At 64.4% G+C, this 26,177-nt stretch carries 23 protein-coding genes; 17 read left to right on the top strand and 6 right to left on the bottom strand.

What is annotated here, in order from left to right:
• Positions 1 to 8 precede the first annotated feature (8 nt).
• Both M9H71_RS16280 and M9H71_RS16275 read right to left on the bottom strand, forming a co-directional pair.
• Positions 9 to 1,628 carry an ABC transporter substrate-binding protein gene (locus tag M9H71_RS16280; protein ID WP_455406002.1) on the bottom strand — a complete coding sequence of 540 codons (1,620 nt, stop codon included), beginning with the start codon at positions 1,626 to 1,628 and terminating at the stop codon, positions 9 to 11.
• Between the two features lie 340 nt (positions 1,629 to 1,968).
• The gene (locus tag M9H71_RS16275) at positions 1,969 to 2,433 is read right to left on the bottom strand and encodes a hypothetical protein (protein WP_455406001.1); all 465 of its coding nucleotides are present in this window, start codon (positions 2,431 to 2,433) and stop codon (positions 1,969 to 1,971) included.
• 313 nt (positions 2,434 to 2,746) lie between these two features.
• Here M9H71_RS16275 and M9H71_RS16270 point away from each other — a divergent pair, with 313 nt between their 5' ends.
• The 4 genes from M9H71_RS16270 (at position 2,747) to M9H71_RS16255 (ending at position 5,759) form a co-directional block, all read left to right on the top strand.
• Positions 2,747 to 3,166, top strand: a complete 420-nt coding sequence (locus M9H71_RS16270; protein WP_455406000.1) for a hypothetical protein — start codon at positions 2,747 to 2,749, stop codon at positions 3,164 to 3,166.
• Positions 3,167 to 3,440: 274 nt separating this feature from the next.
• A complete protein-coding gene (locus M9H71_RS16265) occupies positions 3,441 to 4,274 on the top strand; it encodes a phosphodiesterase (protein WP_455405999.1) in 834 nt (277 codons plus the stop codon).
• A gap of 130 nt (positions 4,275 to 4,404) precedes the next feature.
• On the top strand, positions 4,405 to 4,827 hold the full coding sequence (locus M9H71_RS16260; RefSeq protein ID WP_455405998.1) for a response regulator: 423 nt from the start codon (positions 4,405 to 4,407) through the stop codon (positions 4,825 to 4,827).
• A gap of 86 nt (positions 4,828 to 4,913) precedes the next feature.
• Entirely contained in the window at positions 4,914 to 5,759 is an 846-nt protein-coding gene (locus M9H71_RS16255; protein WP_455405997.1) for an alpha/beta fold hydrolase, read from the top strand.
• 24 nt (positions 5,760 to 5,783) lie between these two features.
• Here the strand turns inward: M9H71_RS16255 and M9H71_RS16250 are convergent, their stop codons facing one another.
• A complete protein-coding gene (locus M9H71_RS16250) occupies positions 5,784 to 7,019 on the bottom strand; it encodes an NAD(P)/FAD-dependent oxidoreductase (protein WP_455405996.1) in 1,236 nt (411 codons plus the stop codon).
• Between the two features lie 349 nt (positions 7,020 to 7,368).
• Between M9H71_RS16250 and pgm the strand changes: the two genes are divergently transcribed.
• The 5 genes from pgm (at position 7,369) to M9H71_RS16225 (ending at position 12,106) form a co-directional block, all read left to right on the top strand.
• Entirely contained in the window at positions 7,369 to 9,021 is a 1,653-nt protein-coding gene (pgm, locus tag M9H71_RS16245) for a phosphoglucomutase (alpha-D-glucose-1,6-bisphosphate-dependent) (RefSeq protein ID WP_455405995.1), read from the top strand.
• A gap of 176 nt (positions 9,022 to 9,197) precedes the next feature.
• Complete coding sequence (locus M9H71_RS16240) at positions 9,198 to 9,890, top strand: NnrU family protein (RefSeq protein WP_455405994.1); 693 nt, start codon at positions 9,198 to 9,200, stop codon at positions 9,888 to 9,890.
• 130 nt (positions 9,891 to 10,020) lie between these two features.
• The gene (locus M9H71_RS16235; RefSeq protein ID WP_455405993.1) at positions 10,021 to 11,247 is read left to right on the top strand and encodes an NnrS family protein; all 1,227 of its coding nucleotides are present in this window, start codon (positions 10,021 to 10,023) and stop codon (positions 11,245 to 11,247) included.
• Between the two features lie 43 nt (positions 11,248 to 11,290).
• Complete coding sequence (locus M9H71_RS16230) at positions 11,291 to 11,536, top strand: DUF2249 domain-containing protein (RefSeq protein ID WP_455405992.1); 246 nt, start codon at positions 11,291 to 11,293, stop codon at positions 11,534 to 11,536.
• Positions 11,537 to 11,611: 75 nt separating this feature from the next.
• Complete coding sequence (locus M9H71_RS16225) at positions 11,612 to 12,106, top strand: MaoC family dehydratase (RefSeq protein WP_455405991.1); 495 nt, start codon at positions 11,612 to 11,614, stop codon at positions 12,104 to 12,106.
• A gap of 12 nt (positions 12,107 to 12,118) precedes the next feature.
• Here M9H71_RS16225 and M9H71_RS16220 read toward each other — a convergent pair whose 3' ends face one another.
• The 3 genes from M9H71_RS16220 to M9H71_RS16210 all read right to left on the bottom strand — a co-directional run bounded on the left by M9H71_RS16220 (position 12,119) and on the right by M9H71_RS16210 (position 16,468).
• A complete protein-coding gene (locus tag M9H71_RS16220; protein ID WP_455405990.1) occupies positions 12,119 to 13,327 on the bottom strand; it encodes a CaiB/BaiF CoA transferase family protein in 1,209 nt (402 codons plus the stop codon).
• Between the two features lie 132 nt (positions 13,328 to 13,459).
• Positions 13,460 to 14,131 carry a response regulator transcription factor gene (locus M9H71_RS16215; protein WP_455405989.1) on the bottom strand — a complete coding sequence of 224 codons (672 nt, stop codon included), beginning with the start codon at positions 14,129 to 14,131 and terminating at the stop codon, positions 13,460 to 13,462.
• A gap of 18 nt (positions 14,132 to 14,149) precedes the next feature.
• Complete coding sequence (locus M9H71_RS16210; RefSeq protein WP_455405988.1) at positions 14,150 to 16,468, bottom strand: GAF domain-containing protein; 2,319 nt, start codon at positions 16,466 to 16,468, stop codon at positions 14,150 to 14,152.
• A 342-nt stretch (positions 16,469 to 16,810) separates the two neighbouring features.
• Between M9H71_RS16210 and pufB the strand changes: the two genes are divergently transcribed.
• The 8 genes from pufB to M9H71_RS16170 all read left to right on the top strand — a co-directional run bounded on the left by pufB (position 16,811) and on the right by M9H71_RS16170 (position 26,176).
• Positions 16,811 to 16,966, top strand: a complete 156-nt coding sequence (pufB, locus tag M9H71_RS16205; RefSeq protein ID WP_011157052.1) for a light-harvesting antenna LH1, beta subunit — start codon at positions 16,811 to 16,813, stop codon at positions 16,964 to 16,966.
• A 12-nt stretch (positions 16,967 to 16,978) separates the two neighbouring features.
• Complete coding sequence (locus M9H71_RS16200) at positions 16,979 to 17,158, top strand: light-harvesting protein (protein WP_164605542.1); 180 nt, start codon at positions 16,979 to 16,981, stop codon at positions 17,156 to 17,158.
• Positions 17,159 to 17,345: 187 nt separating this feature from the next.
• On the top strand, positions 17,346 to 18,782 hold the full coding sequence (locus M9H71_RS16195; RefSeq protein WP_455405987.1) for a PucC family protein: 1,437 nt from the start codon (positions 17,346 to 17,348) through the stop codon (positions 18,780 to 18,782).
• 18 nt (positions 18,783 to 18,800) lie between these two features.
• Positions 18,801 to 19,451: a hypothetical protein gene (locus M9H71_RS16190; protein ID WP_455405986.1), complete on the top strand. Its 651-nt coding sequence runs from the start codon at positions 18,801 to 18,803 to the stop codon at positions 19,449 to 19,451.
• A 16-nt stretch (positions 19,452 to 19,467) separates the two neighbouring features.
• Positions 19,468 to 19,761 (top strand): hypothetical protein, encoded by a 294-nt coding sequence (locus M9H71_RS16185; protein WP_455405985.1) that lies wholly within the window; start codon positions 19,468 to 19,470, stop codon positions 19,759 to 19,761.
• A gap of 141 nt (positions 19,762 to 19,902) precedes the next feature.
• The gene (locus M9H71_RS16180; RefSeq protein WP_455405984.1) at positions 19,903 to 21,441 is read left to right on the top strand and encodes a flavin-containing monooxygenase; all 1,539 of its coding nucleotides are present in this window, start codon (positions 19,903 to 19,905) and stop codon (positions 21,439 to 21,441) included.
• Positions 21,442 to 21,799: 358 nt separating this feature from the next.
• Positions 21,800 to 22,999 (top strand): efflux RND transporter periplasmic adaptor subunit, encoded by a 1,200-nt coding sequence (locus M9H71_RS16175; RefSeq protein WP_455405983.1) that lies wholly within the window; start codon positions 21,800 to 21,802, stop codon positions 22,997 to 22,999.
• A 9-nt stretch (positions 23,000 to 23,008) separates the two neighbouring features.
• On the top strand, positions 23,009 to 26,176 hold the full coding sequence (locus M9H71_RS16170) for a multidrug efflux RND transporter permease subunit (protein ID WP_455405982.1): 3,168 nt from the start codon (positions 23,009 to 23,011) through the stop codon (positions 26,174 to 26,176).
• Position 26,177: the final 1 nt, after the last annotated feature.

Genomic DNA, 26,177 nt, shown 5'->3' with positions numbered 1-26,177 from the left:
GAAGAGCCTCAGCCCTTCACCATCGTCCGGTAGTCGAGGCGGCGGTGGAACCAGTAGGCGAAGCCGGAGACGTTCTTCTGCATCGCGACGTTGAGGTAGGGCTGATACAGCGGGATCCGTGGGATGTCGTGGAAGGCGAGATCAACGAAGCCCTTGACGTCGGCGTCATAAGTCGCGGTGTCGTGGTTGGCTGCGGCGATGCGTGCGCCTTCGATCAGCTTGTCCATCTCTGGCGAATTGTAGTTCATGGTGTTGAAGATCGAATTGCCGGAGCGGTAGCACCAGTAAAAGAAGTACTCCGGATAATCGAGCCAGCCCGAGAAGATGTTGACGTAGAGCGGCATCACCTTCTTGTTCAGCTCGGTACGCCAGTTCGCGCCGGGGATCTTGTTGATGGTGCAGCGGATGCCGATCTGCTTCAGGCTCTCCTGGATCAGAATGCACATCGGTTCGTTGACGCCGGCGAATCCGAGGTCGAACGACAGCGTGGTGTCGAAACCGTCGGTATGACCGGCCTCGGCCATCAGCGCCTTGGCTTTGGCGATGTCGGTGTCGTACTTGGTCGGCTGCGGCCACTTCACTTCGGTCTGCTTGTCGGCGGCTGCGCCGAACATCGGATTGGCGAGGCCGAACATCACCGCGTCGATGATCTTCTGATACGGCACCGCATAAGCGACCGCCTCGCGCACCTTCGGATTGTCGAACGGCGGCTTGCTGACGTTCATGCCGAGATACTGGATGCCGTTCGAGATCGGCAGCGACACCACGTTGACCTTGCCGTCGCGCTTCATCTCGGCGAAGTCCTGGTTCGGCAGCTCGTAGGAGATATCGGCGTCGCCGCGCTCCAGCAGCGCACGGCGATTGCCGGCCTGCGGCACCATCCGCCAGATCACACGCTTGATTTTCGGCAGCGGGCCGCCGACCCACTTGTCGTTGCGTTCCATGATCACTTCGGTGCCGGCGGTCCACTTCACCACCCGGTAGGCGCCGGAGCCTGCGGTGTTCTGCTTGGTGTACTCGAGGCCCCACGGATCCTTGTCGGTGGCGTGCTTCTTCACCAGCTCCGAGTTGACGACGCAGGGCACGATCACCGCGAGATCCGGGATCGTCAGCCGGTCCTTCTTGAGGAAGTCGACCCGCACGGTGTGATCGTCGACGATCACGAACTGCTCGGGCTTGGTCAGCGAGCCGGCGCTCATCTGGAAGGTCGGGAAGCCGCCGACGCTGACGGCGCGGTCGAGCGACCACTTCACGTCCTTGGCGGTGACCGGGGTGCCGTCCTGGAAGGTGGCGTTCTTCTTCAGCTTGAACGTCGCCGACATGTCACCGACGTTCATGTCCTCGGCGAGCTCGCCCTTGAACTTGTCCTTATCGTAGTAGGGGACGCCGCCGGGGCCTTCCTTCATCTCATGGGTGATCAGGCGATCGTAGCAGTTCCAAGACACTTCATAGCCGGGGACGTTGGTGCCGACGCCGTGGATGTCGAGATTGTTCGGACCGCTCTCCGAGACGACCAGCAGACTCTCCGACCTTGCGTCGGCCTTGGCGGCGGACCAGATCGCTGGAGCAGGCACCATTGCACCGGCTGCAAGGGCGGTAGCGGACTTCAGGAAATCGCGACGCTTCATTGACGGCTCCAAAGCACGAGGATGGTAGCTGTTGGAACTCGTTTGCAATCACTGTGCCAGCCTTCAGTAGCCGGTCAAGTAATTGATTATTTTAAGAAAAACACCGGATGGGGCGACTCCCTCTCTGGCTCTGAATTACGCATTGCATACAAAGCGCAGTAGTTGCCTAAAATATAGGCACACAGGGTCGGCCGGGATAATCTGCGGGCTCGGATCGTTGGCCGGAGATCGTCCGCCCGTCGCTCCGGTCGCCAAGTTCTAGGCGTGCAAAACAAAGGCGGCGGGGAAATCCCCGCCGCCCGACGTCTCGATTGATGGCTGGAACGATCCGCTGAGGCGGTCAGTTCATCGTGGTGCTTTCGCTGCGCGCCGGCGCGTAGATCACCGTGTCGGTTGCGGACTTTGCCTCGATCGCGGTGGTCGGCCGCGTCAGCGGGCGATGGCTGCGGTACACCTCGAAGGCGTACCAAGCGGCGACGACGACGGCGATCAGTGCGACCTGAGTCGGCGGCAGGATCAGCGCCAGCGCGACCAGCGCAGTGGCGATCGTCGCTGCTTTCACCACGCTCTCGCCGTCGTGGAACATGGCGTTGAAGCGCTCCCAGTTCTCGCCCTTCCAGAACGGGGCCGAGAAACGATCGAGCGCGAACCGCGTCCAGGCGCCGGCGAAGCCGAGCTTCCGTGCCCACATCAGATAGAGTGAGCCCGCGAAGGCGAGCAGCGACACCGCAGCCCCAACGGGGCCGGCTGCATAACCGATGACCACGACCAGCGCGGCCGTGAATGCAATGATCCAGTATTGCATTGTGTGACCCTTTCGCCCGCGGTGCGGGCGCCTTTCAGATTGATTCGATGGCGGCGATAGCCGGCTCATTATGTGCTGTTTTCCACAGCCGCGCCGCAAAAATATCGCGTGTTAGTTGTTCATCCGATTAGCACTTTGGCGAAAAGGTATCGAGTTGTGGGTTAGTTGCACGACACCGATCATCCGCTGCGACAGGCCGCCGCAGAGGATGATCGGGCGCGTGAGTAATCATCAATTAGCTGGACAATAATACCGGTGAGCGAGCCTCTACCGGGCGAGGCGGCTTTCAGCTTCGGCAATCTTGGCGTTGCGAATGCGTTTCGCATCGCGGCTCGCCATGAACGGCATCCCGAGTTTCCTCGCTTTCACCTGCACCGAGGAGCGCGCGCGCTTCAAAGCTGCCGCGGCACGCACGGCCGATGCGCCGCTTGCAATCAGCTCCTTCAACCGCTCGACCTGCTCGTCGTCCCACGGCCTGCAAGCATTGTTCTTAACGGACATCGGCATCAGCGGCTCCTTTTCGTCTCGGGCCCGCTCGCTCATCAATAGTCTGGTCGGCGGGCAATTCACGGAATCTGCGATGTTGTGTGCGCAGGCTGACCATCGTCGGCTGTCGCTGCAGTCGGAGGAGGTCGCCACGCGGGTCTGGCAATGCGCGCGGCTGGCAGTCATTCAGTCTTCGACACAGAAAGCCGAGCGCAGCCGCTTTCTGCTCAATCCCGATCAAGGGTGAAGGTTCCAAACGCTGCCGCAGAAGTTGCGACGAGAACGCCAACGATCTGGCCGTCGCACGTTTGTCATCGGCGATCGATAGGGGGGACACGCAGCGGCGAGCGCGCCGCGCGATCATCGAAAAATCGAGCACGACCCGAGACTGTCGCGGTGGGGAGCGCTCGCCGGCCGGTATGGCCGCGATGGGTCGGCAGTCGTGTTGACGTTCGGGTCGACGCCGGCGCGATCCCGTTGTTCTCCGATCCCCATTCACAATCCGAGCTAGAGATCCGACGATGCCGCCGAAGCCGATCCTGATTGCACAGATCTCCGACCTGCATATCAAGGCGCCGGGCAGCCTCGCTTACGGCAAGGTCGATAGCGCCGTCGCGTTGACGCATTGCGTTGCGGCGTTGAACAGGCTGGTGCCGCGTCCGGATCTGGTGGTGATCTCCGGCGATCTGGTCGACACGCCGACCGAGGCGGAATACGCGCATCTGATCGATCTACTGGGGCCGTTGCAGATTCCGTTCGTCGCCCTTCCGGGCAGCCATGATTGTCGCGAATTGATGCGCAGGGCATTTCCGCAGCCTGCGTTTCCTGACGAAGGGCCGCTCAACCAGCTCCACCCGGTCGGCGGGCTCGACGTCGTGCTGCTGGATTCCAGCGTGCCGGGCGAACGGCACGGCGAGCTCGACACAGAGACCCTGTCGTGGCTCGAGGCGGTGTTGTCCGCATCGGACCAGCGGCCGGCGCTGCTGTTCCTTCATCATGCGCCGTTTCGCACCGGCATCGGGGAGGCAGACCGCCAGACTCTGCGCAACGCCGCCGAGTTCGCGCTGCTCGTCGAGCGCCACCCCTGGGTCCGTTTGGTTGCCTCCGGCCATGCGCACCGTGCCGCCGTGACCGCTTTCGCCGGCACCGTGGCGACGATTTGCCCCGCGCCCAACGCGACGACTCTCGATTTCGGCAACCCGCGCGAGCCGTCGCTCGGCGCCGGGCCCGCGGCGTTTCACCTGCACGCCTGGCTCGACGGTCCGTCGTTCGGCGACCTGGTCACCCACCAGATCGCGATTGGCCGCTCGGACGGCCCGGACCCGTTCTTGTCGACCCACGATGGGCCGTTGTGAGTTCCCGCCGGAACTTGCCTCATTAACGACGCGCAAAAAGTCCGGACAATTTTACCCAGGGAGAATCCCTGAGCGCTGGAACGATCGGGACGCCTGAGCCTTTGATGAACAGTCGATACGCGTGAAGAGGATGATGCAGGTGAGCAGGAGACCGGTAGTGCTGGTGGTCGAAGACGAACCGCTCCTGCGCATGAACGCTATCGATATGATCGAACGTGCCGGGTACGAGGTTCTGGAGGCGAGTTCGGCCGACGACGCGATCGGCATCCTGGAGGAGCGGACGGACGTCCGGTTGGTCTTCACCGATATCCAGATCCCAGGTTCGATGGATGGCCTCAAGCTGGCCCGCGCGGTGCGCGGCCGGTGGCCGCCCATCAAGATTGTTGCCACCTCGGGCCGGGTGAGCGTCTCCCCGACCGATTTGCCGGATGGAGGAAAATTCGTGCCGAAGCCGTACACCTCCGAACAGATCACTTGGTTGCTGCAGGAGCTGCTGGCGGGAGGCGATTCGTCGAGCGGGGTTAGCGACCGGTCGGGGCTTTCCGAAATTTAACCCGCGTCATTCCAGAAATAGGTCTTTTCGAGCTATCATCTCGTCCCAGCTACATATTAAGGAAGGCGGGCGGGTCTGGAATTGCGATGAAGCGACCACTGATCATATTCTGTCTGCTGAGCGCGGTGGCGATCGCAGCATATTTCACGTTCAGTCATTGGGCGATCAGGCACGAGACGTTAACCTTCTTCGACCAGACGCGCGGCCGGCCGGTTGCCGTCGATCTCGCGGTGCGGCGTGATGCCGAAATGAAGGCTGAGGCCGGAATGGTGACGCTTCCGGTTGCGATCGTCAGTCATGGCAACACCGTCAAGAATACCGAGTACTCGTTCCTCGCCAACGTGCTCGCCGCGCGCGGATATTTGGTGGCCAGCATTCAGCACGACTTGCCGGACGACAAGCCGCTGATGACCGTCGCCGGTTCGCTCTATGTCGGGCGCCTCGCGGTGTATGAGCGCGGCGAACAGAACATTTTCTTTGCGCTCAAGGAGCTGAAGAAGATCGAGCCGAACGCCGATTACGGACACCTGACCCTGGTCGGGCATTCCAACGGTGGTGACATCTCGATGTTCTTTGCCCAGCAGCATCCCGAGCTGGTGCGGCGGGTTGTGACGCTGGATAATCTGCGGGTGCCGTTCGTCACTTCCGGCTTCGCCAAGATCCTGTCGTTCCGCTCCAAGGATCCGCATTTCAAGACCGATCCCGGCGTTCTGCCTGATCCGAAGATCGCCAAGGAGGCGGGCATCGAGATCATCGACACCGGTGCTCAGCACACCGAGATGAGCGACCGCGGTCCGGAGAGCGTGAAGGAGCGGATTCAGTCGACGCTCGACAAATTCCTGTCGGACGACAGTGTCAGCAAGTTGCGTCCCCTGGACGTCCAGAAAGACATCAAGCGGATGTACAACGATCCGCGGGCGATGGGGCCGTAGCGACCGCGCTCGGATCGACCTCGGTTAGATCGGCGATCGGTTCAGTGCGAAGTGATCGAGCCCCGGCGGCCGCTCGCCGTCGATCAGGCGACCGATCATGCGGCTCGCCAAGAAGCTGAATGTGATTCCGTTGCCGCCATAGCCGTAGGCGGCGTAGATTCTCGGCTGACCGGGGACCTCGCCGATCAGCGGCAAGCCATCCACGGTGGTGGAAAACGCGCCCGACCAGACGAACTCCGGAATCGCTGCCGCCTGCGGCCACAGCCGATGCAGCTTGTCGAGCAGGATTCTCGCCTTCTCCGGCATCAGCGCGTCGCGCGCCTCAGGGGCGATCACCTCATCGTCGTCCTCGCCGCCGATGATGATCCGGTTTTCCGCCGTGGTGCGCGCGTACAGATAATCGACCGAGGCTTCCCAGATCAGCGCACGATCCCGCCACAACTGCTCCGGCGGCTGCGGCAGAGTCGCCACCACCCAGCTCGATGCGGTCTTATGCAGGTCGGATGTGACGATGTCCGGCAGGATGTAGCCGGTCGCCAGGACGACATGCGTCGCCTCGATGCAGCAGCCGTTGTCGGTCGCAACGTGTACGCCGCGGCCGAAGCTGTCGTAGGCGGTCGCCTCGGCGTCGAACAGCACCGCGCCGCGCTCCGCGGCGGCGGTCAGCAGCGCGTGCGACAGCAACAGCGGATCGACCTCGGCGGATCCCGGCGAGACGATCGCCGCTTCGCGGTCGAAGCCGTATTCGGTCCGCAGTTCGCGATAGTCGAGAAAGGCGCCAGGCAAGCCGGCGCGCTTGCGAAGTTCGTGCTCCTCGAGCAGTTCCTTCGCGCCGTGATCTCCGGCTGCCAGATACACGGTGTCGCGCGGCCGCAGTGCACTTGGAAGCCGCAGCGAATGCGCCAAACGATACAGCCCGGCCACCGCGCCGTGGCTGAGCCGATACACATCGGCTGCGCGCTCGAAGCCGTAAAATGCCGCCAGTTCGGTCAACGATCTGTCGATCTCCCACTCCAGCATCGCCGTCGACGCCGCCGTGCTGCCGAAGCCGGGGCGTTCGCGATCGATGATGCAGACCTTGCGATCCTGCCGCGCCAGATGCTCGGCCATCATCGACCCGGTGATGCCGCCGCCGACGATCAGCACGTCGACAGCCATGTTGCGGTCGAGTGGCTGGCGGATCGGCCGTGTCAGACCCGCCGCCCATGGCGCGACGCCGCCGTGTAGTTCGCTCTGCCGAGAGGCTCGAAACTGATCCATTACTCATCGTCTCCCGACGCCGCGATCGACGGCCGATCGTGAAAAAGGCCTCGCTCCGTCGATACGGCCGAGACCCTTTTCCGTTCTGTTTGCTGTCGCGTCGGACTTAGCGCCAGAACAATGCCAGCAGAATAATGATCGGCAGGGGGACGCCAATCAGCCACATCAACGCACCTTTTCCGAACGTCATGCCTCATCCTCCAGTCATTCAACCTGCGGCAATAACCATGGCCTTCGCGAACGGTTCCGGGCTCGGATTTCGAAACCGGCTGCTCATCCTGATGCCGTCTTGACGGCTGAGCCGTGCCGGGCGAGGGATCAGGTCTGGTTCGAAGGCATGGAGTGCAAGATGGCTGCGAAGGTGAGCCCGCTGGCGGGTAAGACCGTCGATCCGAACAGTCTGGTCAACGTCCCACGGCTGGTCACGGCGTACTTTGCCGGCAAGCCCGACCCGGCGGTGGCGACCGAGCGGGTGGCGTTCGGCACTTCGGGGCATCGCGGCTCGTCGCTGAATAACGCCTTCAACGAAAGTCACATCGTGGCGGTCAGCCAGGCGGTGTGCGATCATCGCCGTGCCGCCGGCATCACCGGCCCGCTGTATATCGGCATCGACACCCATGCGCTGGCCGAGCCGGCGCTGGTCAGCGCGCTCGAAGTGTTTGCCGCCAACGAGATCGACGTGGTGATCGACGAGCGCGGCGGTTACACCCCGACCCCGGTGATCTCGCACGCCATCCTCACCCACAATCGCGGTCGTACCGATGGGCTGGCCGACGGCGTGGTGGTGACGCCGTCGCACAATCCGCCCGAGGACGGCGGCTTCAAATACAATCCGCCGAACGGCGGCCCGGCCGACACCGACATCACCTCCGCGGTCGAGAAGGCCGCCAACGCGATGCTCGAGAACGGGCTGAAGGGCGTCAAGCGGATCTCCTACGATCGCGCCCGCAAGGCGAGTTGCGTGCATCGCCGCGACTACCTCGCGCCCTATGTCGAAGACCTCGCCAATGTCGTCGACATGGAGGCGATCCGCAGCTCGGGCGTGAAGCTCGGGATCGATCCGCTCGGCGGCGCCGCGGTGCATTACTGGCAGCCGATCATCGAGCGCTACAAGCTCGACGCCAAGGTCGTCAGCGACGCAGTCGATCCGACCTTCCGCTTCATGACCGTGGATTGGGACGGCAAGGTCCGGATGGATTGCTCGTCGCCTTATGCGATGGCGCGGTTGATCGGGATGCGCGATGACTTCGACGTCGCGTTCGCCAACGACACGGATGCCGACCGCCATGGCATCGTCACCCGTTCCAGCGGGTTGATGAATCCGAACCATTATCTATCGGTGGCGATCGCCTATCTGTTCGCGCATCGGCCGCATTGGGGCCGCGAGGCCGCGATCGGCAAGACCGCGGTGTCGAGCGCGATGATCGATCGTGTCGCCAGCAAGATCGGCCGCAACGTGGTCGAGACCCCGGTCGGCTTCAAATGGTTCGTCGACGGCTTGATCGGCGGCAGCTTCGGCTTCGCCGGCGAAGAGAGCGCCGGCGCTTCGTTCCTGCGCCGCGATGGCAGCGTCTGGACCACCGACAAGGACGGCATCATCCTCGGTCTGCTCGCAGCCGAGATCACCGCCGTCAGCAAGGCCGATCCGGGCGAATTGTATCAGCGGCTCACCGCGGAACTCGGAGCGCCGTTCTATGCGCGGATCGATGCGGCGGCGTCGCCGGCCCAGAAGGCGATGTTCAAGACCCTGACCGCCGAGAAGCTCGGCATCAAGCAGCTCGCCGGCGAGCGGGTCACTGCGACGCTGACCAAGGCACCCGGCAACGGCCAGAGCATTGGCGGCGTCAAGGTGACTACAGCCAACGGCTGGTTCGCGGCGCGTCCGTCCGGCACCGAGGACGTCTACAAGATCTACGCCGAGAGCTTCGTCAGCGGCGATCATCTGAGCCAGATCCAACACGAAGCCCAGGCCGCCCTCAGCGCAATGTTCGCCGCAGGTTGACGCGCGACAACGTTGGGGCCGGCCAGTCGGGCGATGAACGAGCTGAACGCAGAGCTTCGTCATTGCGAGGAGCGAAGCGACGAAGCAATCCAGCATTTCGCGACTATCGCTTCTGGATTGCTTCGCTTCGCTCGCAATGACGGACTCGACTGCCTCGGAATCGGTTGGAAGTTCCTATGTCGGGCTGGACTGAATTCGTCGCCGCCTTCGCTGTGTTCTTGCTCAGCCACGCGATTCCAGCGCGGCCGGCGGTGCGTGCGAGGTTGGTCGGTGCGCTCGGCGAGCGCGGCTTCCTGATCGCCTACAGCATCGAGTCACTGGTTGTGCTGATTTGGCTGATCGTTGCCACGGGGCGGGCGCCGTTCGTCGAGCTGTGGCCGTTCGAGATCTGGCAGATGTGGGTGCCGAACCTGGCGCTGCCGCTGGCCTGCCAGTTTGCGGCGTTCGGCATCGGCGCCGCCAATCCGCTGTCGTTCGGCGGCGATCCGCGCAAATCCTTCGATCCGCAACATCCGGGCGTGGTCGGTATCATCAGGCATCCGTTGTTGGGGGCGATCGGCCTGTGGGCCGGCGCGCACGTCGTGCCGAACGGTGACCTCGCGCATGTGCTGTTGTTCGGCTTTTTCGCGCTGATCGCGCTGCTCGGGATGGTCATCATCGATCGCCGTAAGCGGCGCCAACTCGGCGCCGGGCGGTGGGCCGAGCTCGCGGCGCGGACGTCGTTCTGGCCGTTCGCTGCGCTGATCAGTGGCCGCTTCAGGCCGCAGACTTGGCGGATCAACCCGCTTCGGTTCGGCGTCGGCCTAGCCGCGTGGCTCGCGCTGCTGCTGCTGCATCCGCTGGTGATCGGCGTGTCGCCGCTGCCCTGACAAGCGGTAGAAGCAGGTTCCCTGCAAATCGTTCGCGAGTTTGTGCTGGCACAACCAGCCTCGCGGGCCGCCCGCATAAACCGGATGAAGCCGGCGAATGGACTGCCGGCGTCAGACCCGGTGGACCGCGATGAGCAGCACGACAACCCAATCTTCCGCAGCCGGCCCCGCCAAGCGCAAGCCGGTGCCACGCTATTCGCCGCAGGCCGGCTGGACCGTGCTGTCGGCCGGGTTCCGTCCGTTCTTCCTGCTCGGCGCGATTTTCGCGGCGGTCTCGGTGCTGCTGTGGCTGCCGGTGTATCACGGCGAACTGACACTGCAGACCGCGTTCGCGCCGCGCGATTGGCACGTCCACGAGATGCTGTACGGCTACCTGCCGGCGGTGATCACCGGCTTCCTGCTCACCGCAATTCCGAATTGGACGGGCCGGCTGCCACTGCAGGGCGCGCCGCTCGCGACGCTGGCGCTGGTCTGGTTGGCCGGCCGGCTGGCCGTGACCTTCTCGGCGGATACCGGCTGGCTCGCGGCTCTGCTGATCGACGCGAGCTTTCTGGCGCTGGTGGCGCTCGCCGCGCTGCGCGAGATCATCGCCGGCCGCAACTGGCGCAACCTCAATGTCGTCGCGCTGCTGACGCTGCTGCTGGCCGGCAATGTCGCGTTCCATCTCGAGGCGCATGTCGGCGGGGCGGCGGACTACAGCATTCGCATCGGCATGGCGGTGGTGATCCTGCTGATCTCGCTGATCGGCGGCCGGATCACGCCGAGCTTCACCCGTAACTGGCTGGTGCGCGAACAGCCCGGCCGCCTGCCGCAGCCATTCAACAAGGTCGACATGGCGATCGTGGCGTTCAGCGCGCTGACGCTGGTGCTGTGGGTCGTGCTCCCGGTCAGCCGGATCAGCGGCGCCGCGCTGCTGCTCGCCGGCGTGCTGCATCTGATCCGGCTCGCCCGCTGGGCCGGCGACCGCACCGTGAAGGAGAAGCTGCTGCTGGTGCTGCACGTCGGCTACTTCTTCGTCCCGCTCGGCTTTCTGCTGACGTCGGCGGCGGCGTTCGAGCTGATCCCGGCCAGCGCCGGCATTCATGCCTGGATGGTCGGCGGCGCCGGCGTGATGACGCTCGCGGTAATGACCCGTGCCTCGCTCGGCCACACCGGTCAGCCGCTCACAGCCTCGCTGTCGACCCAGGGAATCTATCTGGCGGCGCTGTTCGCTGTTGCTGCGCGGATCGCGGCGTCCCTGCTGCCGGCCTGGAGCGATCCGTTGCTCCACTTGGCGGCGCTCGGCTGGGCGACAGCCTTCCTCGGCTTCGCGCTCAGCTACGGGCCGACGCTGCTCGCCCGCGGCAAGCCGCACTGACGATGTTCCGATCCGACCTTCAACCCCAGCCAGGACAGGGCTCATGACCGAAGCTGCCACCGCCGAACGCGTCCTCGATGTCCGCGAGATCCCGCCGTATCAGCGCCACGAGATCATTCCGCGGCTGTTCGATCAGCTTGCGGTCGGCGCGGCGATGCAGATCGTGGTCGATCACGATCCGCGGCCGCTGCGGCAGTTCTTCAGCGCCGTGCACGGCGAGGATTGCGAGTGGAGCTATCTCGAGCAGGGCCCCGACGTGTGGCGCGTGCGGCTCCGCCGCGCCGCATAGGGATCCTTCGGGACGGCCGGTGGTCGGACCTCCCGCGTCGCGCTAACCTCTCGGCAAAACAACGGGAGGCACGGCATGGACGATGGGCAGCAGGCGGACGGATTCGACAAGACGGCGCATCGCGTCGTCGAGCCGCGGCCGTTTTCCGCGCTCAGGCTCGGCGAACGTTTCGTGCTGCCGAGCCGCACCATCACGGAGGCGAACTTCTCAGCGTTCCAGGCCGTCTCCGGCGACAACCACCCGATCCATTACGACGTCGAATATTGCCGTGCGCAGGGCCATCCCGGGCTGCTCGCGCACGGCCTGCAGGTGTTGTGTTTCACGGCGGCCGGCGCCGGGCTGTTTCCGCACGTCGTCGGTGAGGCGCTGCTGGGTTTCATCGAGCAGTCGTCGAAATTTCACAAGCCGGTCTATGCCGGCGACACGCTGTATCCAGCGCTCACCATCACCGGACTGAAGCCGCAGCGCTCGACCGGCATCGTCACCGTGGAGTCGACGGTGCACAATCAACGCGGCGAGCTGGTGCTGAGTGGCGAGCAGAAATATCTGATGCGGATGGCGACGCCTTAGTCGAACAGCCGTCTATCCCGCGCCGAACTGCGCGAGTTCGTCGTCGGAAAAGCCGGCCTGCTGTAGCACCACCTTGGTGTGCTCGCCGAGCCGCGCCACGCGCGGGTTCGGAGACGGATTGGCCGCCGACATCCGGAACGGCAGATTGAGAACCTTGAAGCTGCCGGCGTCGTCGTGCACCTCGGCGAGCGCTTGGCGGTGCGCGGTCTGCGGATCGGCCATCGCCTCGGCCACGGTGCGATAGGCCGAGCAGGGCACGCCGAACTTGTCGAGCGCCGCCAGACATTGCTGCGACGTCAGCTTGCGCGACCAATTTTCGATCGTATCCATCAGCTCGCCCCAGTTGAGGCGGCGGTCGGCGTATTTCTCGAACCGCGGATCGGTGATCAGGTCGGGGCGCTCGGCTGCCAGCATGAAGCTGCGGAACGACTTCTCGCTCGCCACCGCGATCATGACGTAGCCGTCGGCGGTTTCGACCGGCCCGAACTGCGGGCGCGACGACAGCGTCACCGGGAACTGCGACCATTGCATCTCGTTCAGCGTCAGCGTCAGCATCGATTCCAGCATCGAGACGTCGATATGCTGGCCCTCGCCGGTGCGCGTGCGCTGATACAGCGCCGAGGTGATTGCCCCATAGGCGTAGATGCCGCTGACCACGTCCGCAAGATAGATGCCGCAGTAATCGGGGCGGTCGCGGCCGGGCTGATAGGCGAGATGCGCCATGTCGAAGCCCGATGCGGCATGGATCGCGGGCGCGTAGGCCGGCAGTTCCGCCGACGGCCCGGTCTGGCCGTAGCCGGAGATCGAGCAGTAGATCAGCTCGGGATTGAAGCTGCGCAGCGACTCGTAGTCCATCCGCAGACGCTGCATCACGCCGGGGCGGAAATTCTCCACCAGCACGTCGGCGGAGGCGACCAGCCGCTGCACGGCTTCGAGTCCGGCCGGCGATTTCAGATCGAGCACGATACTCTTCTTGCCGACGTTGAGCTGGCCGAACGCGGTGCTGCAGGCCTCGCGCACCGGCGGCCGGTTGCGCATGGTGTCGCCGTCGGCGGCTTCGACCTTGATCACCTCGGCGCCCATGTCGGACAGCATCCGGGTGCAATGCGGGCCGGCGATGGTGGTGGAGAAATCGAGCACGCGGAGCCCGTCGAGGGCTTTGGCGCCGGAAACCGGCGCGGTGGTGGCCTGCGGCTTCTGCGTCCGCGTGTCGACGGTCATTCGGTCCTCCCCATGCTTCCCGTTCAGATGACGGCGTCGAAGGCGCCGTCCCGCGGGATGTTCTGCTTGCTCAACCAGCGGGCAAGCTAGCGGGTCGTTCTGACCGGATCAACGGCTCGCGGCCGGGGACGCCTATGGGTCGGACAGCCAGCCCATGCTGAGCGCGAACCGCACCACCTCGACGCGGTTGTGGAAGCCGAGCTTCGCCATTCCGCGCGCCTTGTAGGTTTCGACGCTCTTGGCGCCGATCTGCAGCTTGGCGGCGATGGTCTTATTGCTGTGGCCGATCGCGGCCAGCCGCAACACCTCGATCTCGCGGGTCGATAGTTCCGACACCGCGTTGTTCTCTTCGCCGTGGTGCGGGTGCGTCGTGGCGCGGCCGATCGCCCGCCCGGCGATCGCCGGGTCGAGATAGATGCCGCCGGTGCCGACCGCATGGATGCCGCGGATCAGTTCCTCGGTGGCGGAGCGTTTCAGCACGTAGCCGGCAACGCCGAGGTCGAGCAGTTGCCGCAAGTAAGCGCCGTCCTCGTGCACGGTCAGGACCAGCACCCGGCAATCCGGGCAGGCGGCGAGAAATTTCCGCGCCACCTCGATGCCATTGAGGCCGGGCATCGACAGATCGAGCACGGCCACGTCGGGTTTGAGCTCCGTGGCACGTCGCAGCGCGTTGGGGCCGTCGTTGGCTTCACCGACCACTTCGAGGCCGGGGTCGTCAGCGACCAGGGCTTTCATGCCGCTGAGCACGACCGGGTGATCGTCGGCGAGAAAGACGCGCAGTCGGGAAGGGGCTTGCTGGTCCATCGCGGTCACTTCCATAGGTCACAGCGGAATTCGGGCGTAGAGCGCGGTGCCGTTGCCCGGCGCGGTTTCGAGTTCGAGCGTGCCGCCGACCAGCGACAGCCGCTCACGGATGCCGAGCAGACCGAGCCGGTTCGCCGGTTGTTTGGGGCCTGCAGAGGAGAAGCCTCGGCCGTCGTCTTCGACGATCATCGTGACTTGGCGGTCGTGCAGCCGCAGCATCACGCCGACATGGCGGGCCGCGGCATGGCGGATCACGTTGGTCAGCGCTTCCTGCAGCACACGATACAGCGTGGTCTCGACCGCGGGCGGCAGCCGGCTCGCGCCGAGCGTGATGTGCAGATCGAATTCGATGCCCGATCTTTCGCTCCAGGAATCCAGCAGAGTCTGGATCGCGGTCTGGATGCCGAGATCGTCGAGCGCCGTGGGGCGGATTTCCCACGCCAGCCGATTGGCCTGGCTGCCGATGTCGGCGGTCAGGCTCTTCATCTCGGCGATCCGCTGTTTCAATTCAGGCGCATCGCCGGCGGCCTGGCTGAGTTTGTCGAAGCCGAGCTGCAGCAAGGTCAACGACTGGCCGAGCGTGTCGTGCAACTCGCGTGCAATCCGCAGCCGCTCGGCCTCCTGGTCCTCGACGGTCCGGCGCAGCACCTGGGAGAGATCGTCCTCGACCAGCACGCGGCGCCGCTTCTCCTCCTGCAGCGTCTGTGCGACGTCCTTCGAGCGGTTCAGGCCGATTTCGACCTGTCGCATCAATTGTTCCTGCAGCAGCAGCGCCGACCGGCGCTCGCGGGCAATGCCGTTGATCCTCCGCAACACGACGTCGAGCAACGACTCGCGCAGCCGGTGCGCCGCGTCGATCTCGGCGTCGAGCCAGGGTTCGCCGTGCAACCGCACCGCTTCTTCCCAGCTTGCCGGGCAGCGATTGGCCGAGGGGCGTCCGTCGCCGCTGTCGACGCCGACCGGTTTGTTCGGCGCGCCGGCCCAGGTGACGCGGCGGACGACCTCGGGTCGAAACCACAGCACGTAGTCACGCGGAGTGTTCGACAGTGACAGTGCGATCAGTCCGCAGGCCTGTGCGGCGAACGCTTTGGACGGCGGATAGGCGAGCGGCAGGCAGTCGGTGTGATACACGCCGTCGTGCGCCACGCCGTGCAGCCAGCCGATCAGCGCGGCGACCTGCTTGGTGTCCGGGGTGATCCCGGTCCCGGTGAACTGGCCGTCGATCCACAGGCCGACCCCGGCCGCCGGAATGAAATCCAGCAGATCGGGATAGAAGCGGATCAGCCCTTCGCCGAGGTCGGACTCCTGGCTCATCCGCGTAACCAGTTCCTCGTGGACGCGTGTGCTGCGCAGGCGTGCTGTGAGCTGCTCGGCGGCGAGCCGCGCTTCGAGCTGCGACGACGCCATCTCGGCGAACAGCGCGCAGGCCTCGCGCATCCGGTAGGGCAGGAAGCGCGGCATGGCGTGGTGGCAGACCATCAAGCCCCAGGGGGCGCCGTCGACGGTCAGCGACAGCGACAGCGACGCAGCGACGCCGAGCTGAGCCAGATACAACCGATGCTCAGGCGAGGCGCTGCGGATCGAACTGTGGGAAAGGTCGAGCGCGGCGCCGCTGCGCGGATCGATCCCCGGCATCACCGGCGCGGCGACCGCGCGGGCATCGGGCTGCAGGCGGATTCGGCTGCCTGAGCTTGGCCGATTCGGTATGTCGGGCTGCGGATCGCGCAGCCCGAGAAAAGAGCTGATCTCTGGCGCGCGCGCCTCGGCGATCACATCGCCGCTGCCATCTGCCGCGAAGCGATAGACCATCACCCGGTCGAAGCCGGTGACGCCACGCAGCTCGGCCGCCATCGCCTCACAGAATTCCTGCACCGTGGAGGCGGACTGCACGCGCCGGACCATCGACTGAACCAGCGCCAGCGAGTTTTCCGGCGGCCGTTCGCGGCACGGGTCGAGCTCTACCACCAGCAACCCGGAGGCGTGATGGGCGATCACGTCGGTCGGCATGGCGTCGGGCGCGTCGAGCGTGAACGCATATAACGGCTGTTCGATCTGCTGGTCCGCCGTCGCCAGTATGCGCAGCCGGGCGATCTGATCGGACGAAAACACCGTGGCCGCCGCGGCGCCGGGCAGCAGCTCCGCAGGCGCGCCGCACAACGTCTCGGTGGCGCCGCCAGCATGAACGATCGCCAGATTGTCCGGCGCGAGCGCCAGCAAGGCAGCGTGGGGCTGGATCGATCCGGGAGGACTCGCCGCCGCGCGCCGGCCGCCGACACGACCGGATGCGGCGCAGTCCGCGACGCCAAACTCGGTCGAATTGTCAAGACCAGAGTGCATCACAATTTACTCAATTTTCCGTGTCCGGGACTTGTCGGACCGGTTTGAGGCTGTCCGGTATGACACGGACAGTCCCGGGTGTCATGTTAAATTGACAAAGATGTGTGTCAGGATAGTCTTACAATCACTCGGATGTGATCAAGACGTGAGTCTTCGTCATCCGAGGGCTGGAAGCATCCGCATCGGCCCGTTCCAAGGCGAGACGAGTCTCGTCGTTGTCGGCCGGGTGTCGGGGCTAACAGGAAATGCTGAGACCAAGCGAACGAATGTTCGGCGTAGCAGCGACAATCAACCTACGTGCAGGTTCAGCACGACACTGTAAGTCTCTCTGGAGGATTTACTATGGCAGACGATCCCAACAAGGTCTGGCCGACCGGTCTGACGATCGCGGAATCGGAAGAGCTCCACAAGCATGTGATCGACGGCACGCGCATCTTCGGCGCGATCGCCATCGTCGCTCACTTCCTGGCGTATGTTTACTCGCCCTGGCTGCACTAAGGAGTACGTAAGATGAATCAAGGTCGTATTTGGACTGTTGTGAAGCCGACCGTCGGTCTTCCGCTCCTGCTCGGCAGCGTCACTGTGATCGCGATCCTGGTGCACTTTGCTGTTCTCAGCAACACCACCTGGTTCCCGAAGTACTGGAACGGCAAGGCCGCGGCGATCGAGAGCTCGGTCTCCATCGGCTAATTCAGCTTCTTTTCGAAGCTGTTGTGGCTGGACCGGGATCCAAGGGTCCCGGTCGCTTGCTTTGTAGCGGGAGCGGAGTGCGGAGATTTGATCTGCCGCAGTTCATCTTTGGCCTCAAAGTGGTGCTGTTCGATCGGACACCGGCGGACCTGACCGCCGGGCTCACGCAAGCTGGAATCGCTGCACGATGAACACAGTCAGCCAAAAGATGATGAAAGTCTGGGCCTCGCTCGGGCCCCGCTTTCTGCCTTTCGCGGATGCGGCCACGCCGGATCTGCCATTGTCCCGGTTGCTGCGCCTGTCGCTGTTTCAGGTCGCGGTCGGCATGTCGCTAGTGCTGCTGGTCGGCACGTTGAACCGGGTGATGATCGTCGAGCTCAACGTGCCGGCGTCGATCGTCGGCATCATGGTCTCGCTGCCTTTGATTTTCGCGCCTTTCCGGGCGCTGATCGGCTTCAAATCCGACATCCACAAATCCGCACTGGGCTGGCGCCGCGTGCCGTTCCTCTACAAGGGGACCATGGTGCAGTTCGGCGGCCTGGCGATTTTGCCGTTCGCGCTGCTGGTGCTGTCGGGCGGCGGTGATGCAGGTCAGGCGCCGGTCTGGGTCGGGCAGGCTGCGGCAGCCGCAGCGTTCCTGCTGATCGGCGCCGGGGTGCACACGACGCAGACTGTCGGGCTTGCGCTCGCGACCGATCTGGCGCCGCCGGATTCGCGGCCGAAGGTGGTCGGCCTGATGTACACGATGCTGATGCTGGGCATGATCGCCAGTGCGATCATCTTCGGTATCCTGCTCGCTGATTTCTCGCCCGGTCGCCTGATACAGGTGATTCAGGGCTCTGCGGTGGTCACCATCATCCTCAACGGCGTCGCCTCGTGGAAGATGGAGGCGCGCCGCCGCGACAATCCCAATCAGGCGACGCCGCATCCGGATGCGCCGAGCGGTGGTTTTCGGCAGTCGTGGGATGCATTCATCCATGGTCCGAACGCGATGCGCCGGCTGGTGGCGGTTGGTTTCGGCACCATGGCGTTCAGCATGGAAGACGTGCTGCTCGAACCCTACGGCGGACAAATTCTCAATCTCAGCGTCGGTGATACCACCAAGCTCACCGCGGCGCTGGCGGTCGGCGGCCTGCTCGGCTTCGGCTATGCGTCGCGCGTACTCAGCCGCGGCGCCGATCCGTTCCGGATGGCGAGCGCCGGTGCGCTGGTCGGGATTCCCGCCTTCCTCGCCGTGATCTTCTCCGCAAGCTTGTCGTCGACGATGGCGTCGGCGCTGGTGTTCGGCTTCGGCACGCTGATGATTGGCTTCGGTGCCGGTCTGTTCGGGCACGGCACGCTGACCGCGACGATGAATGCGGCGCCGAAGGATCAGGTCGGTCTGGCACTCGGCGCATGGGGCGCGGTGCAGGCGTCCGCGGCCGGCATCGCCATTGCGCTCGGTGGTATTTTGCGTGACCTGGTAACCGCTTACGCGCCGCACGGGTGGGACGGCGCCGCAGCGGGTTATCACTTTGTCTATTACCTCGAACTAGTGTTGCTCATTGCCACGCTGGTGACGATGTTCCCTCTGACGCGGCGGCGCGACACGATTCTGATGCAGGGCCAGTTGACCAGGTCCTGAGATTGAGACGGAGTACCCATGACGCAAATCATCGCCCGCTTGTACGACTCCGGCAGCCGCTTGTCGGCGCTCGAAAGCGATCTGAAGAGTAACAATTTCAAGTACGCCGTGGTGTCGGTAGGCCGGTCGTCGGCCGACGAGACCGCTGCGGCGCTCGTCAAGGCCGGCGTGTCGCGCTCGGAAGCTGCGGCCTACGCCGACTATCTGAAGAAGGGTGGCGTCGTCGTCGCGGCGCAGGCCGAATTCGGCTTCGGCGCCAAGCTGACGAAGATTCTCGACGGCTACGGGCCGAACCCGATCAGCCTGAAGTCGTCGTCGTCCTCGCGCGCCGCTGATCAGAGCGAGGGCGCGCCGTTCTCGAACATGATCCACGCGCCGGTGTTGCTCGACACGTCCGGCCCGTACAAATCCTATTCCGGTGACTTGCTGCTGGTCGACAGCGACAAGACCTTCTCTGGTACGCCGCTGGTTATCAGCAGCGATGGCCCGTATCAGTCGTTCTCCGGAACACCGTTGTTGCTCGACAGCAGCGGCCCGTACAAGTCCTTCTCAGGGACTCCTCTGTTGCTGGACACCAGCGGTCCGTACAAATCGTACTCGGGCGAGCCGCTGTTGATCAACAACTCCACACCCTTCTCCTCCTGGCTGGGCCTGCCAGTGCTCCTCTAAGTAAAAGGAATCGACCATGAGCGAAGAATACAAAGGACATTCCGGTCACCCGCTGATCCTCAAGCAGGAAGGCGAGTACAAGAGCTATTCCGGCGAACCGCTGATCCTGAAGCAGGAAGGCGAGTACAAGGGCTACTCCGGTACTCCGCTGATCCTCGAGCAGAAGGGCGAGTATCAGAGCTTCTCCGGCACGCCGCTGATCCTGAAGGACGAAGGCGAGTATCGGGGCTTCTCCGGTATGCCGCTGATCCTGAAGCAGGACGGCGAGTACAAGTCGTTCTCCGGCTATCCGCTGCTGCTCAACATCTGAGCCGTCGGCACATCACAGGTCCCATGACGCCGCGGGCAGCAATGTCCGCGGCGTCGTGCGTTTGGGTCGCAAAAAAATGCTGGGCAAACTCGCCCGCAGCGGCCAATCTGTTTCCAACGACACAAAAAAAGTCGAGGAAACATGCCCCACTCCGATGCCCACCGGATCGGCGCGACCGCTGATGCTCCGGCCAATGCCTCCATCCCCCACACCGATTGCGACCATGTCGACGTTCTGATCGTCGGCGCCGGAATTTCCGGCATCGGTGCGGCCTATCATCTGACGACGCAGTGCCCGGACACGCGCTTCGTGGTGCTCGAAGCCCAAGACGGATTCGGCGGCACCTGGCGCACCCATCGCTATCCCGGCATCCGATCCGACAGCGATCTCTACACCTTCGGCTATCGCTTCAAGCCGTGGACCGGCAAGCCGATCGCGACCGCAGCCGAGATCCGCGACTATCTCGGCGAGGTGATCGACGATCACGATCTCGCTCGTCACATCCGCTACGGCCATCGCATCATTTCGGCGAGCTGGTCGAGCGAGGATGCGTGCTGGACGGTCGAAGCGCGGCGCGGGGAGGGCGGCGAGACGGTGCGCTTCACGGCGAACTTCCTCTGGATGTGCCAGGGCTATTATCGCCACAGCGAAGGCTACACCCCGGAGTGGCCGGGCATGGCCGAGTTCAAGGGCCGGATCGTGCATCCGCAGACCTGGCCCGACGATCTCGATGTCACCGGCAAGCGGGTGATCGTCATCGGGTCGGGAGCGACGGCGGCGACGCTGGTGCCCTCGGTCGCGCCCGCCGCCGCGCACGTCACGGTGCTGCAGCGTTCGCCGACCTACTTCATTCCCGGCCGCAACAAGATCGAGATCGCCGACACGCTTCGCGAGCTCGGCGTTTCCGAAGACTGGATCCACGAGATCGTCCGCCGCAAGATCCTGTTCGATCAGGCGACTTTCACCCGCCGGTCGATGACCGAGCCGGAGGTGGTGAAGGAGGAGCTGTTGGCTGGCGTCCGAGCCCATCTCGGTCCCGATGCCGATCTCGATCCGCATTTCACCCCGAGCTATCGGCCGTGGCGGCAGCGCATCGCCTTCGTTCCGGAGGGGGATCTGTTCAAGGCGATCGCGTCGGGCAAGGCGTCGGTGGTCACCGACGAGATCGAGTGCTTCACCGCCGAGGGCATCAAGCTGAAATCCGGCGAAACTCTTTCGGCCGACATCATCGTCACCGCCACCGGCTTCAATCTCAACGTGCTCGGCGATATCGCGTTCTCGATCGACGGCAAGGCGCTGGATTTCGCCGACACCATCACCTATCGCGGCATGATGTTCACCGGCGTGCCGAACATGACCTGGGTGTTCGGCTACTTCCGTGCGAGCTGGACGCTGCGCGCCGACCTTGTCGCGGATTTCGTCTGCCGGCTGCTGAACCATATGAAGGAGCGAGGCTATCGCAGCGTGGTTCCGGCGCTGCGGCCGCAGGATCGCGATATGCCGCTGCTGCCGTGGATCGATCCGGAGAATTTCAATCCGGGCTACCTGATGCGTGGCATGCACCTGCTGCCGAAGCGCGGCGACAAACCGGAATGGCAGCATAGCCAGGACTATTGGACCGAGAAGGACCAGTTTCCATCGATCGACCTCGCCGATCCCGCCTTCGTCTACGCGGCCTGACGCTGCGCTCGAATGTCACGAAACCGACGTGGTCGGCCGCCGTTATGCGGTAGCCGACACGCTTCGGCGGGACGGGTTAAGCGTCGGTTAATTCAATGGGCGCCCGTTAAGCTGCGGCATTTGTTCGCATTTTCTAGATTCACGCAGCTGTGAGGCTGCGAAAACCGTGCCGGATCAGGCGGTTCCCGGCCGTGTGACATTGCGCCGCCGCCACCCCATGTTGTGCTGCACAAATCCGCTATTAACATCTGTTCATCAGTCGCTTCCACGGTCGGGGACGGTTGTCGGCGGTCTTTTCATGTCGCTGATGGCACGGGCCTTGCTCGACTGAATTGAAGCGCACGAGATGAGGGTTCAGATGCGGCGAACGATAAGCTTTGGATTGACGGCGCTGGCGCTCGCCTGCCTTGCACCGGCGTTGGCCGGCTGCAACGAGCCGTCCGTCGCCAACGCGTCGTCGCCCGAAAAGCCGGAAGTCGGCGTCGTCACCATCAAGGCGCATCCGCGCTCGATCGTGCGCGAGCTGCCGGGCCGAATCGCACCGGTCAGGGTCGCGGACGTTCGCCCGCGCGTGTCGGGAATCATCTTGAAGCGGCCGTTCCAGCAGGGCAGCGAAGTGAAAGCCGGCGATCCGCTGTATCAGATCGACCCGCGCCCGTTCGAAGTCGAGCTGAAAGCGGCCGAGGCCGCTCTGGCCAAGGCGACCGCAGCCCGCGATCAGGCCGAGATGCACGCCAAGCGCATTTCGATGCTGGCGCATGAGCAGGCGGCGTCGCGCGCGGCCAGCGAGGTCGCGACCAGCAATCTGCGCCAGGCCGCCGCCGAAGTCGCGGTGCGCGAGGCCGAGGTCTCCCGTGCCAAGCTCAATCTCGAATATGCGACCATCCGCGCCCCGATCAGCGGCCGGATCGGCGCGGCGCTGGTCAGCGAAGGGGCGCTGGTGGTGCAGAACGACTCCACCAGCCTCGCCACGATCCAGCAGCTCGACCACGTCTATGCCGACTTCACTCAGCCGGTGTCGGAGATGGCGCGGCTGCGCCGTGCCTTCGATTCCGGCGAGCTCGATCAGATCGCGCCGGACGCCGTTCGTGCCCATCTGGTGCTCGACGACGGCACTCAGTATCCGTTGCACGGCAAGCTGCTGTTCTCGGACGCCAAGGTCGACGCCTACACCGGTCAGGTGACGCTGCGCGCCGAATTCGACAACCCAAAGCGCGAGCTGTTGCCGGGCATGTATGTCCGGGTTCGGATTGAGCAGGGCATCGATGCGGATGCGATCGCGGTGCCTGAGCAGGCGGTGCAGCGCAATAGCGGCGGCGGCAGCGAAGTGTTCGTCGTCAAGCCCGACAACCGCGTCGCCGTGCAGGCGGTGCGGCTGGGTCCGCAGCAGGACGGGCAATGGCTCGTGCTGGATGGCCTCAAGCCGGGCGCTCGTGTCGTGGTCGAAGGCTTTCAGAAATTCGCCGCCGGCGACACGGTGGTTCCGGTGAATATCGGCGAACGTCGGTCGGCGGCTGTCACCGGCGAGACCGCGGACACCGCCAGCGCGGTGCGGTAGGCGCCGCATATGCCCTCATTCTTTATCGACAGGCCGATCTTCGCCTGGGTCATCGCGCTGTTCATCTGCTTGATCGGCGCGATCTCGATTCCGTTTCTGCCGGTCGCGCAGTATCCGATCATCGCGCCGCCGTCGATCGCGATCGCCACCGCCTATCCGGGCGCCTCGCCGGAAAACCTCTACAACAGCGTCACCCGGCTGATCGAAGAAGAGCTGAACGGCGCCAACGGCATCCTCAACTTCGAATCGACCTCGGATTCGCTCGGCCAGGTCGAGATCACCGCCAACTTCGTGCCCGGCACCGACACCCAGCTCGCCTCGGTGGACGTGCAGAACCGCATCAAGCGGATCGAGTCGCGCCTGCCGAAGGCTGTGCTGCAGCAAGGCATCCTGGTCGAGGAAGCCTCCAGCGCAGTGCTGCAGATCATCACCCTGAGTTCGACCGACGGTTCGCTCGATGAAGTCGGCCTCGGCGACTTCATGATCCGCAACGTTCTCGGTGAAATCCGCCGCATCCCCGGCGTCGGCCGCGCCACGCTGTATTCGACCGAGCGAGCGCTGCGGATCTGGATCGATCCGGACAAGCTGGTCGGCTACAATCTCACTGCCGACGACGTCACCAAGGCGATCGAAGCGCAGAACGCCCAGGTCGCGTCCGGCAGCATCGGCGCCGAGCCGTCGCCCAAGGACAAGAAGACGTCCACGCTGGTGCTGGTCAAAGGCCAGCTCTCTTCGGCGGACGAGTTCGGCGCGATCGTGCTGCGTGCCAATTCGGACGGTTCCACGGTGCGGCTGCGCGACGTCGCCCGCATCGAGATCGGCGGCTTCTCCTATCAGTTCAACACCCGCCTCAACGGCCAGCCGACCGCCGGCCTGTCGGTGCTGATGTCGCCGACCGGCAACGCGCTGGCCACTGCGGGGGCGGTCGAAGCCAAGATGAAGGAGCTGTCGCGCTTCTTCCCAGCCAACATCAAATACGAGATCCCCTACAACATCACCCCGGTCGTCGAAGCCTCGATCACCAAGGTGGTGCACACGCTGCTGGAGGCGGTGGCGCTGGTGTTCGTGGTGATGTTCCTGTTCCTGCAGAACATCCGCTACACCATCATTCCGACCATCGTGGTCCCGGTGGCGCTGCTCGGCACCTGCGCGTCGCTGTTGCTGTTCGGCTATTCGATCAACATGCTGTCGATGTTCGGCATGGTGCTGGCGATCGGCATCCTGGTCGACGACGCCATCGTGGTGGTCGAGAACGTCGAACGCATCATGTCCGAGGAGGGGCTGCCGCCTAAGGAAGCGACCCGCAAGGCGATGTCGCAGATCACTTCGGCGATCATCGGCATCACCCTGGTGCTGATCGCGGTGTTCCTGCCGATGGCGTTCTTCCCGGGCTCGGTCGGCATCATCTACCGGCAGTTCTCAGTGACGATGGTGTCGGCGATCGCGTTCTCAGCGTTGATGGCGCTGACGCTGACTCCGGCGCTGTGCGCCACGCTGCTGAAGCCGGTGACCAAGGGCCACGCCCACGCCGAGCGCGGCGTGTTCGGCTGGTTCAACCGGACCCTGGATGTCGTTCGCGAGCGTTATTCCGGGATCGTGCGCTGGAATCTCGGCCGCACCGGCCGACTGATGGTGATCTATGCGGTGCTGGTCGGCGTGCTCGGCTGGGCGATGGTGAGGATGCCGGGCGGGTTCTTGCCGGTCGACGACCAGGGCTTCATCACCGTGGACGTACAGACGCCGTCGGACTCGTCCTATAACCGCACCTACGACGTGGTGAAGCAGGTCGAGGACTATCTGCTCAAGCGCGACGGGGTCGAGAACGTCACCTTCCTGACCGGCTTCAGCTTCCTCGGTCAGGGTATGAACGCCGCGCAGGCATTCGTCACGCTGAAGGATTGGGGTGAGCGCGACGACAATTCGTCGGCTGCCGCGATCGTCGACGACGCCAACCGCAAGCTCGGCAGCATCCGCGACGCGCGCGTTTCGGCCTTGCAACCGCCGCCGGTCGACAACCTCGGCAATTCGTCGGGCTTCAGCTTCCGTCTGCAGGATCGCGGCCAGAAGGGATACGACGCGCTGGTGAAGGCCAGCGACCAGCTCGTCGCCGCCGCCAATGCCAGCCCGGTGCTGCAGAAGGTCTATGTCGAAGGCCTGCCGCCGGCTCCGGTGCTCAATCTGGTGATCGACCGCGAGAAGGCCGGTGCGTTCGGCGTCACCTTCGAGGACATCAATTCGACGGTCTCGACCAATCTCGGCTCGTCCTACGTCAACGACTTCCCCAATCGCGGCCGCATGCAGCGCGTGATCGTGCAGGCCGACGCCGTCGGGCGGATGAATGGCGACGACATCCTCGCCTACACGGTGAAGAACAGCCGCGGCCAGCTCGTCCCGTTCTCCTCCTTCGCGACCGTGGAATGGGCCAAGGGGCCGACCCAGATCGTCGGCTTCAATTACTATCCGGCGATCCGCATCAGCGGCGAGGCGCGGCCCGGCTTCACCTCCGGCGACGCGATCGCCGAGATGGAGCGGCTCGCCGATCAGTTGCCGCGCGGCTTCGGTTACGATTGGACCGGTCAGTCGCTGCAGGAGAAGCTGTCCGGCTCGCAGGCGCCGATCATTCTGGCGCTGTCTGCGCTGGTGGTGTTCCTGGTGCTGGCGGCGCTCTACGAGAGCTGGACGATTCCGCTGTCGGTGCTGCTGACGGTTCCGCTCGGAATCGCCGGTGCGGTGATCGCGGCGTCGATGCGTTCGCTGCCGAACGACGTGTATTTCACCGTCGGTCTGATCACGATCATCGGCCTTGCCGCCAAGGATGCGATTCTGATCGTCGAATTCGCCAAGGATCTTCGCAAGGGAGGCAAGAGCTTGCGCGACGCGACGATGGAGGCCTGCCATCTCCGGTTCCGCCCGATCCTGATGACCGGTCTGGCGTTCTGCTCCGGCGTGCTGCCAATGGTGATCGCGCACGGCGCCGGCGGCAAGAGCCAGCAGGCGCTCGGCACCGGCGTGATGGGCGGCATGATCGCGGTGGTGATCCTGGCGCTGCTGATGGTTCCGGTGTTCTTCGTCGTGGTGCAGCGGCTGTTCGCTGGCGATCGTTCCGACGATCCGGTCGCGGAGACGATCACTCATCGGGTTCCCATGCACGCCCAACTGCCGCACGATCAGGCGTAAA

Source organism: Rhodopseudomonas parapalustris (assembly GCF_053772255.1).
Note: the sequence above shows the minus strand (reverse complement) of the source record. Positions and strands in the feature narration are given on the sequence as shown.

Coding starts and splice junctions, on each gene's coding strand:
- M9H71_RS16280 (WP_455406002.1), bottom strand. CDS start 1,628: ATGAAGCGTCGCGATTTCCTGAAGTCCGCTACCGCCCTTGCAGCCGGT.
- M9H71_RS16275 (WP_455406001.1), bottom strand. CDS start 2,433: ATGCAATACTGGATCATTGCATTCACGGCCGCGCTGGTCGTGGTCATC.
- M9H71_RS16270 (WP_455406000.1), top strand. CDS start 2,747: ATGCGTTTCGCATCGCGGCTCGCCATGAACGGCATCCCGAGTTTCCTC.
- M9H71_RS16265 (WP_455405999.1), top strand. CDS start 3,441: ATGCCGCCGAAGCCGATCCTGATTGCACAGATCTCCGACCTGCATATC.
- M9H71_RS16260 (WP_455405998.1), top strand. CDS start 4,405: ATGATGCAGGTGAGCAGGAGACCGGTAGTGCTGGTGGTCGAAGACGAA.
- M9H71_RS16255 (WP_455405997.1), top strand. CDS start 4,914: ATGAAGCGACCACTGATCATATTCTGTCTGCTGAGCGCGGTGGCGATC.
- M9H71_RS16250 (WP_455405996.1), bottom strand. CDS start 7,019: ATGGATCAGTTTCGAGCCTCTCGGCAGAGCGAACTACACGGCGGCGTC.
- pgm (WP_455405995.1), top strand. CDS start 7,369: ATGGCTGCGAAGGTGAGCCCGCTGGCGGGTAAGACCGTCGATCCGAAC.
- M9H71_RS16240 (WP_455405994.1), top strand. CDS start 9,198: ATGTCGGGCTGGACTGAATTCGTCGCCGCCTTCGCTGTGTTCTTGCTC.
- M9H71_RS16235 (WP_455405993.1), top strand. CDS start 10,021: ATGAGCAGCACGACAACCCAATCTTCCGCAGCCGGCCCCGCCAAGCGC.
- M9H71_RS16230 (WP_455405992.1), top strand. CDS start 11,291: ATGACCGAAGCTGCCACCGCCGAACGCGTCCTCGATGTCCGCGAGATC.
- M9H71_RS16225 (WP_455405991.1), top strand. CDS start 11,612: ATGGACGATGGGCAGCAGGCGGACGGATTCGACAAGACGGCGCATCGC.
- M9H71_RS16220 (WP_455405990.1), bottom strand. CDS start 13,327: ATGACCGTCGACACGCGGACGCAGAAGCCGCAGGCCACCACCGCGCCG.
- M9H71_RS16215 (WP_455405989.1), bottom strand. CDS start 14,131: ATGGACCAGCAAGCCCCTTCCCGACTGCGCGTCTTTCTCGCCGACGAT.
- M9H71_RS16210 (WP_455405988.1), bottom strand. CDS start 16,468: ATGCACTCTGGTCTTGACAATTCGACCGAGTTTGGCGTCGCGGACTGC.
- pufB (WP_011157052.1), top strand. CDS start 16,811: ATGGCAGACGATCCCAACAAGGTCTGGCCGACCGGTCTGACGATCGCG.
- M9H71_RS16200 (WP_164605542.1), top strand. CDS start 16,979: ATGAATCAAGGTCGTATTTGGACTGTTGTGAAGCCGACCGTCGGTCTT.
- M9H71_RS16195 (WP_455405987.1), top strand. CDS start 17,346: ATGAACACAGTCAGCCAAAAGATGATGAAAGTCTGGGCCTCGCTCGGG.
- M9H71_RS16190 (WP_455405986.1), top strand. CDS start 18,801: ATGACGCAAATCATCGCCCGCTTGTACGACTCCGGCAGCCGCTTGTCG.
- M9H71_RS16185 (WP_455405985.1), top strand. CDS start 19,468: ATGAGCGAAGAATACAAAGGACATTCCGGTCACCCGCTGATCCTCAAG.
- M9H71_RS16180 (WP_455405984.1), top strand. CDS start 19,903: ATGCCCCACTCCGATGCCCACCGGATCGGCGCGACCGCTGATGCTCCG.
- M9H71_RS16175 (WP_455405983.1), top strand. CDS start 21,800: ATGCGGCGAACGATAAGCTTTGGATTGACGGCGCTGGCGCTCGCCTGC.
- M9H71_RS16170 (WP_455405982.1), top strand. CDS start 23,009: ATGCCCTCATTCTTTATCGACAGGCCGATCTTCGCCTGGGTCATCGCG.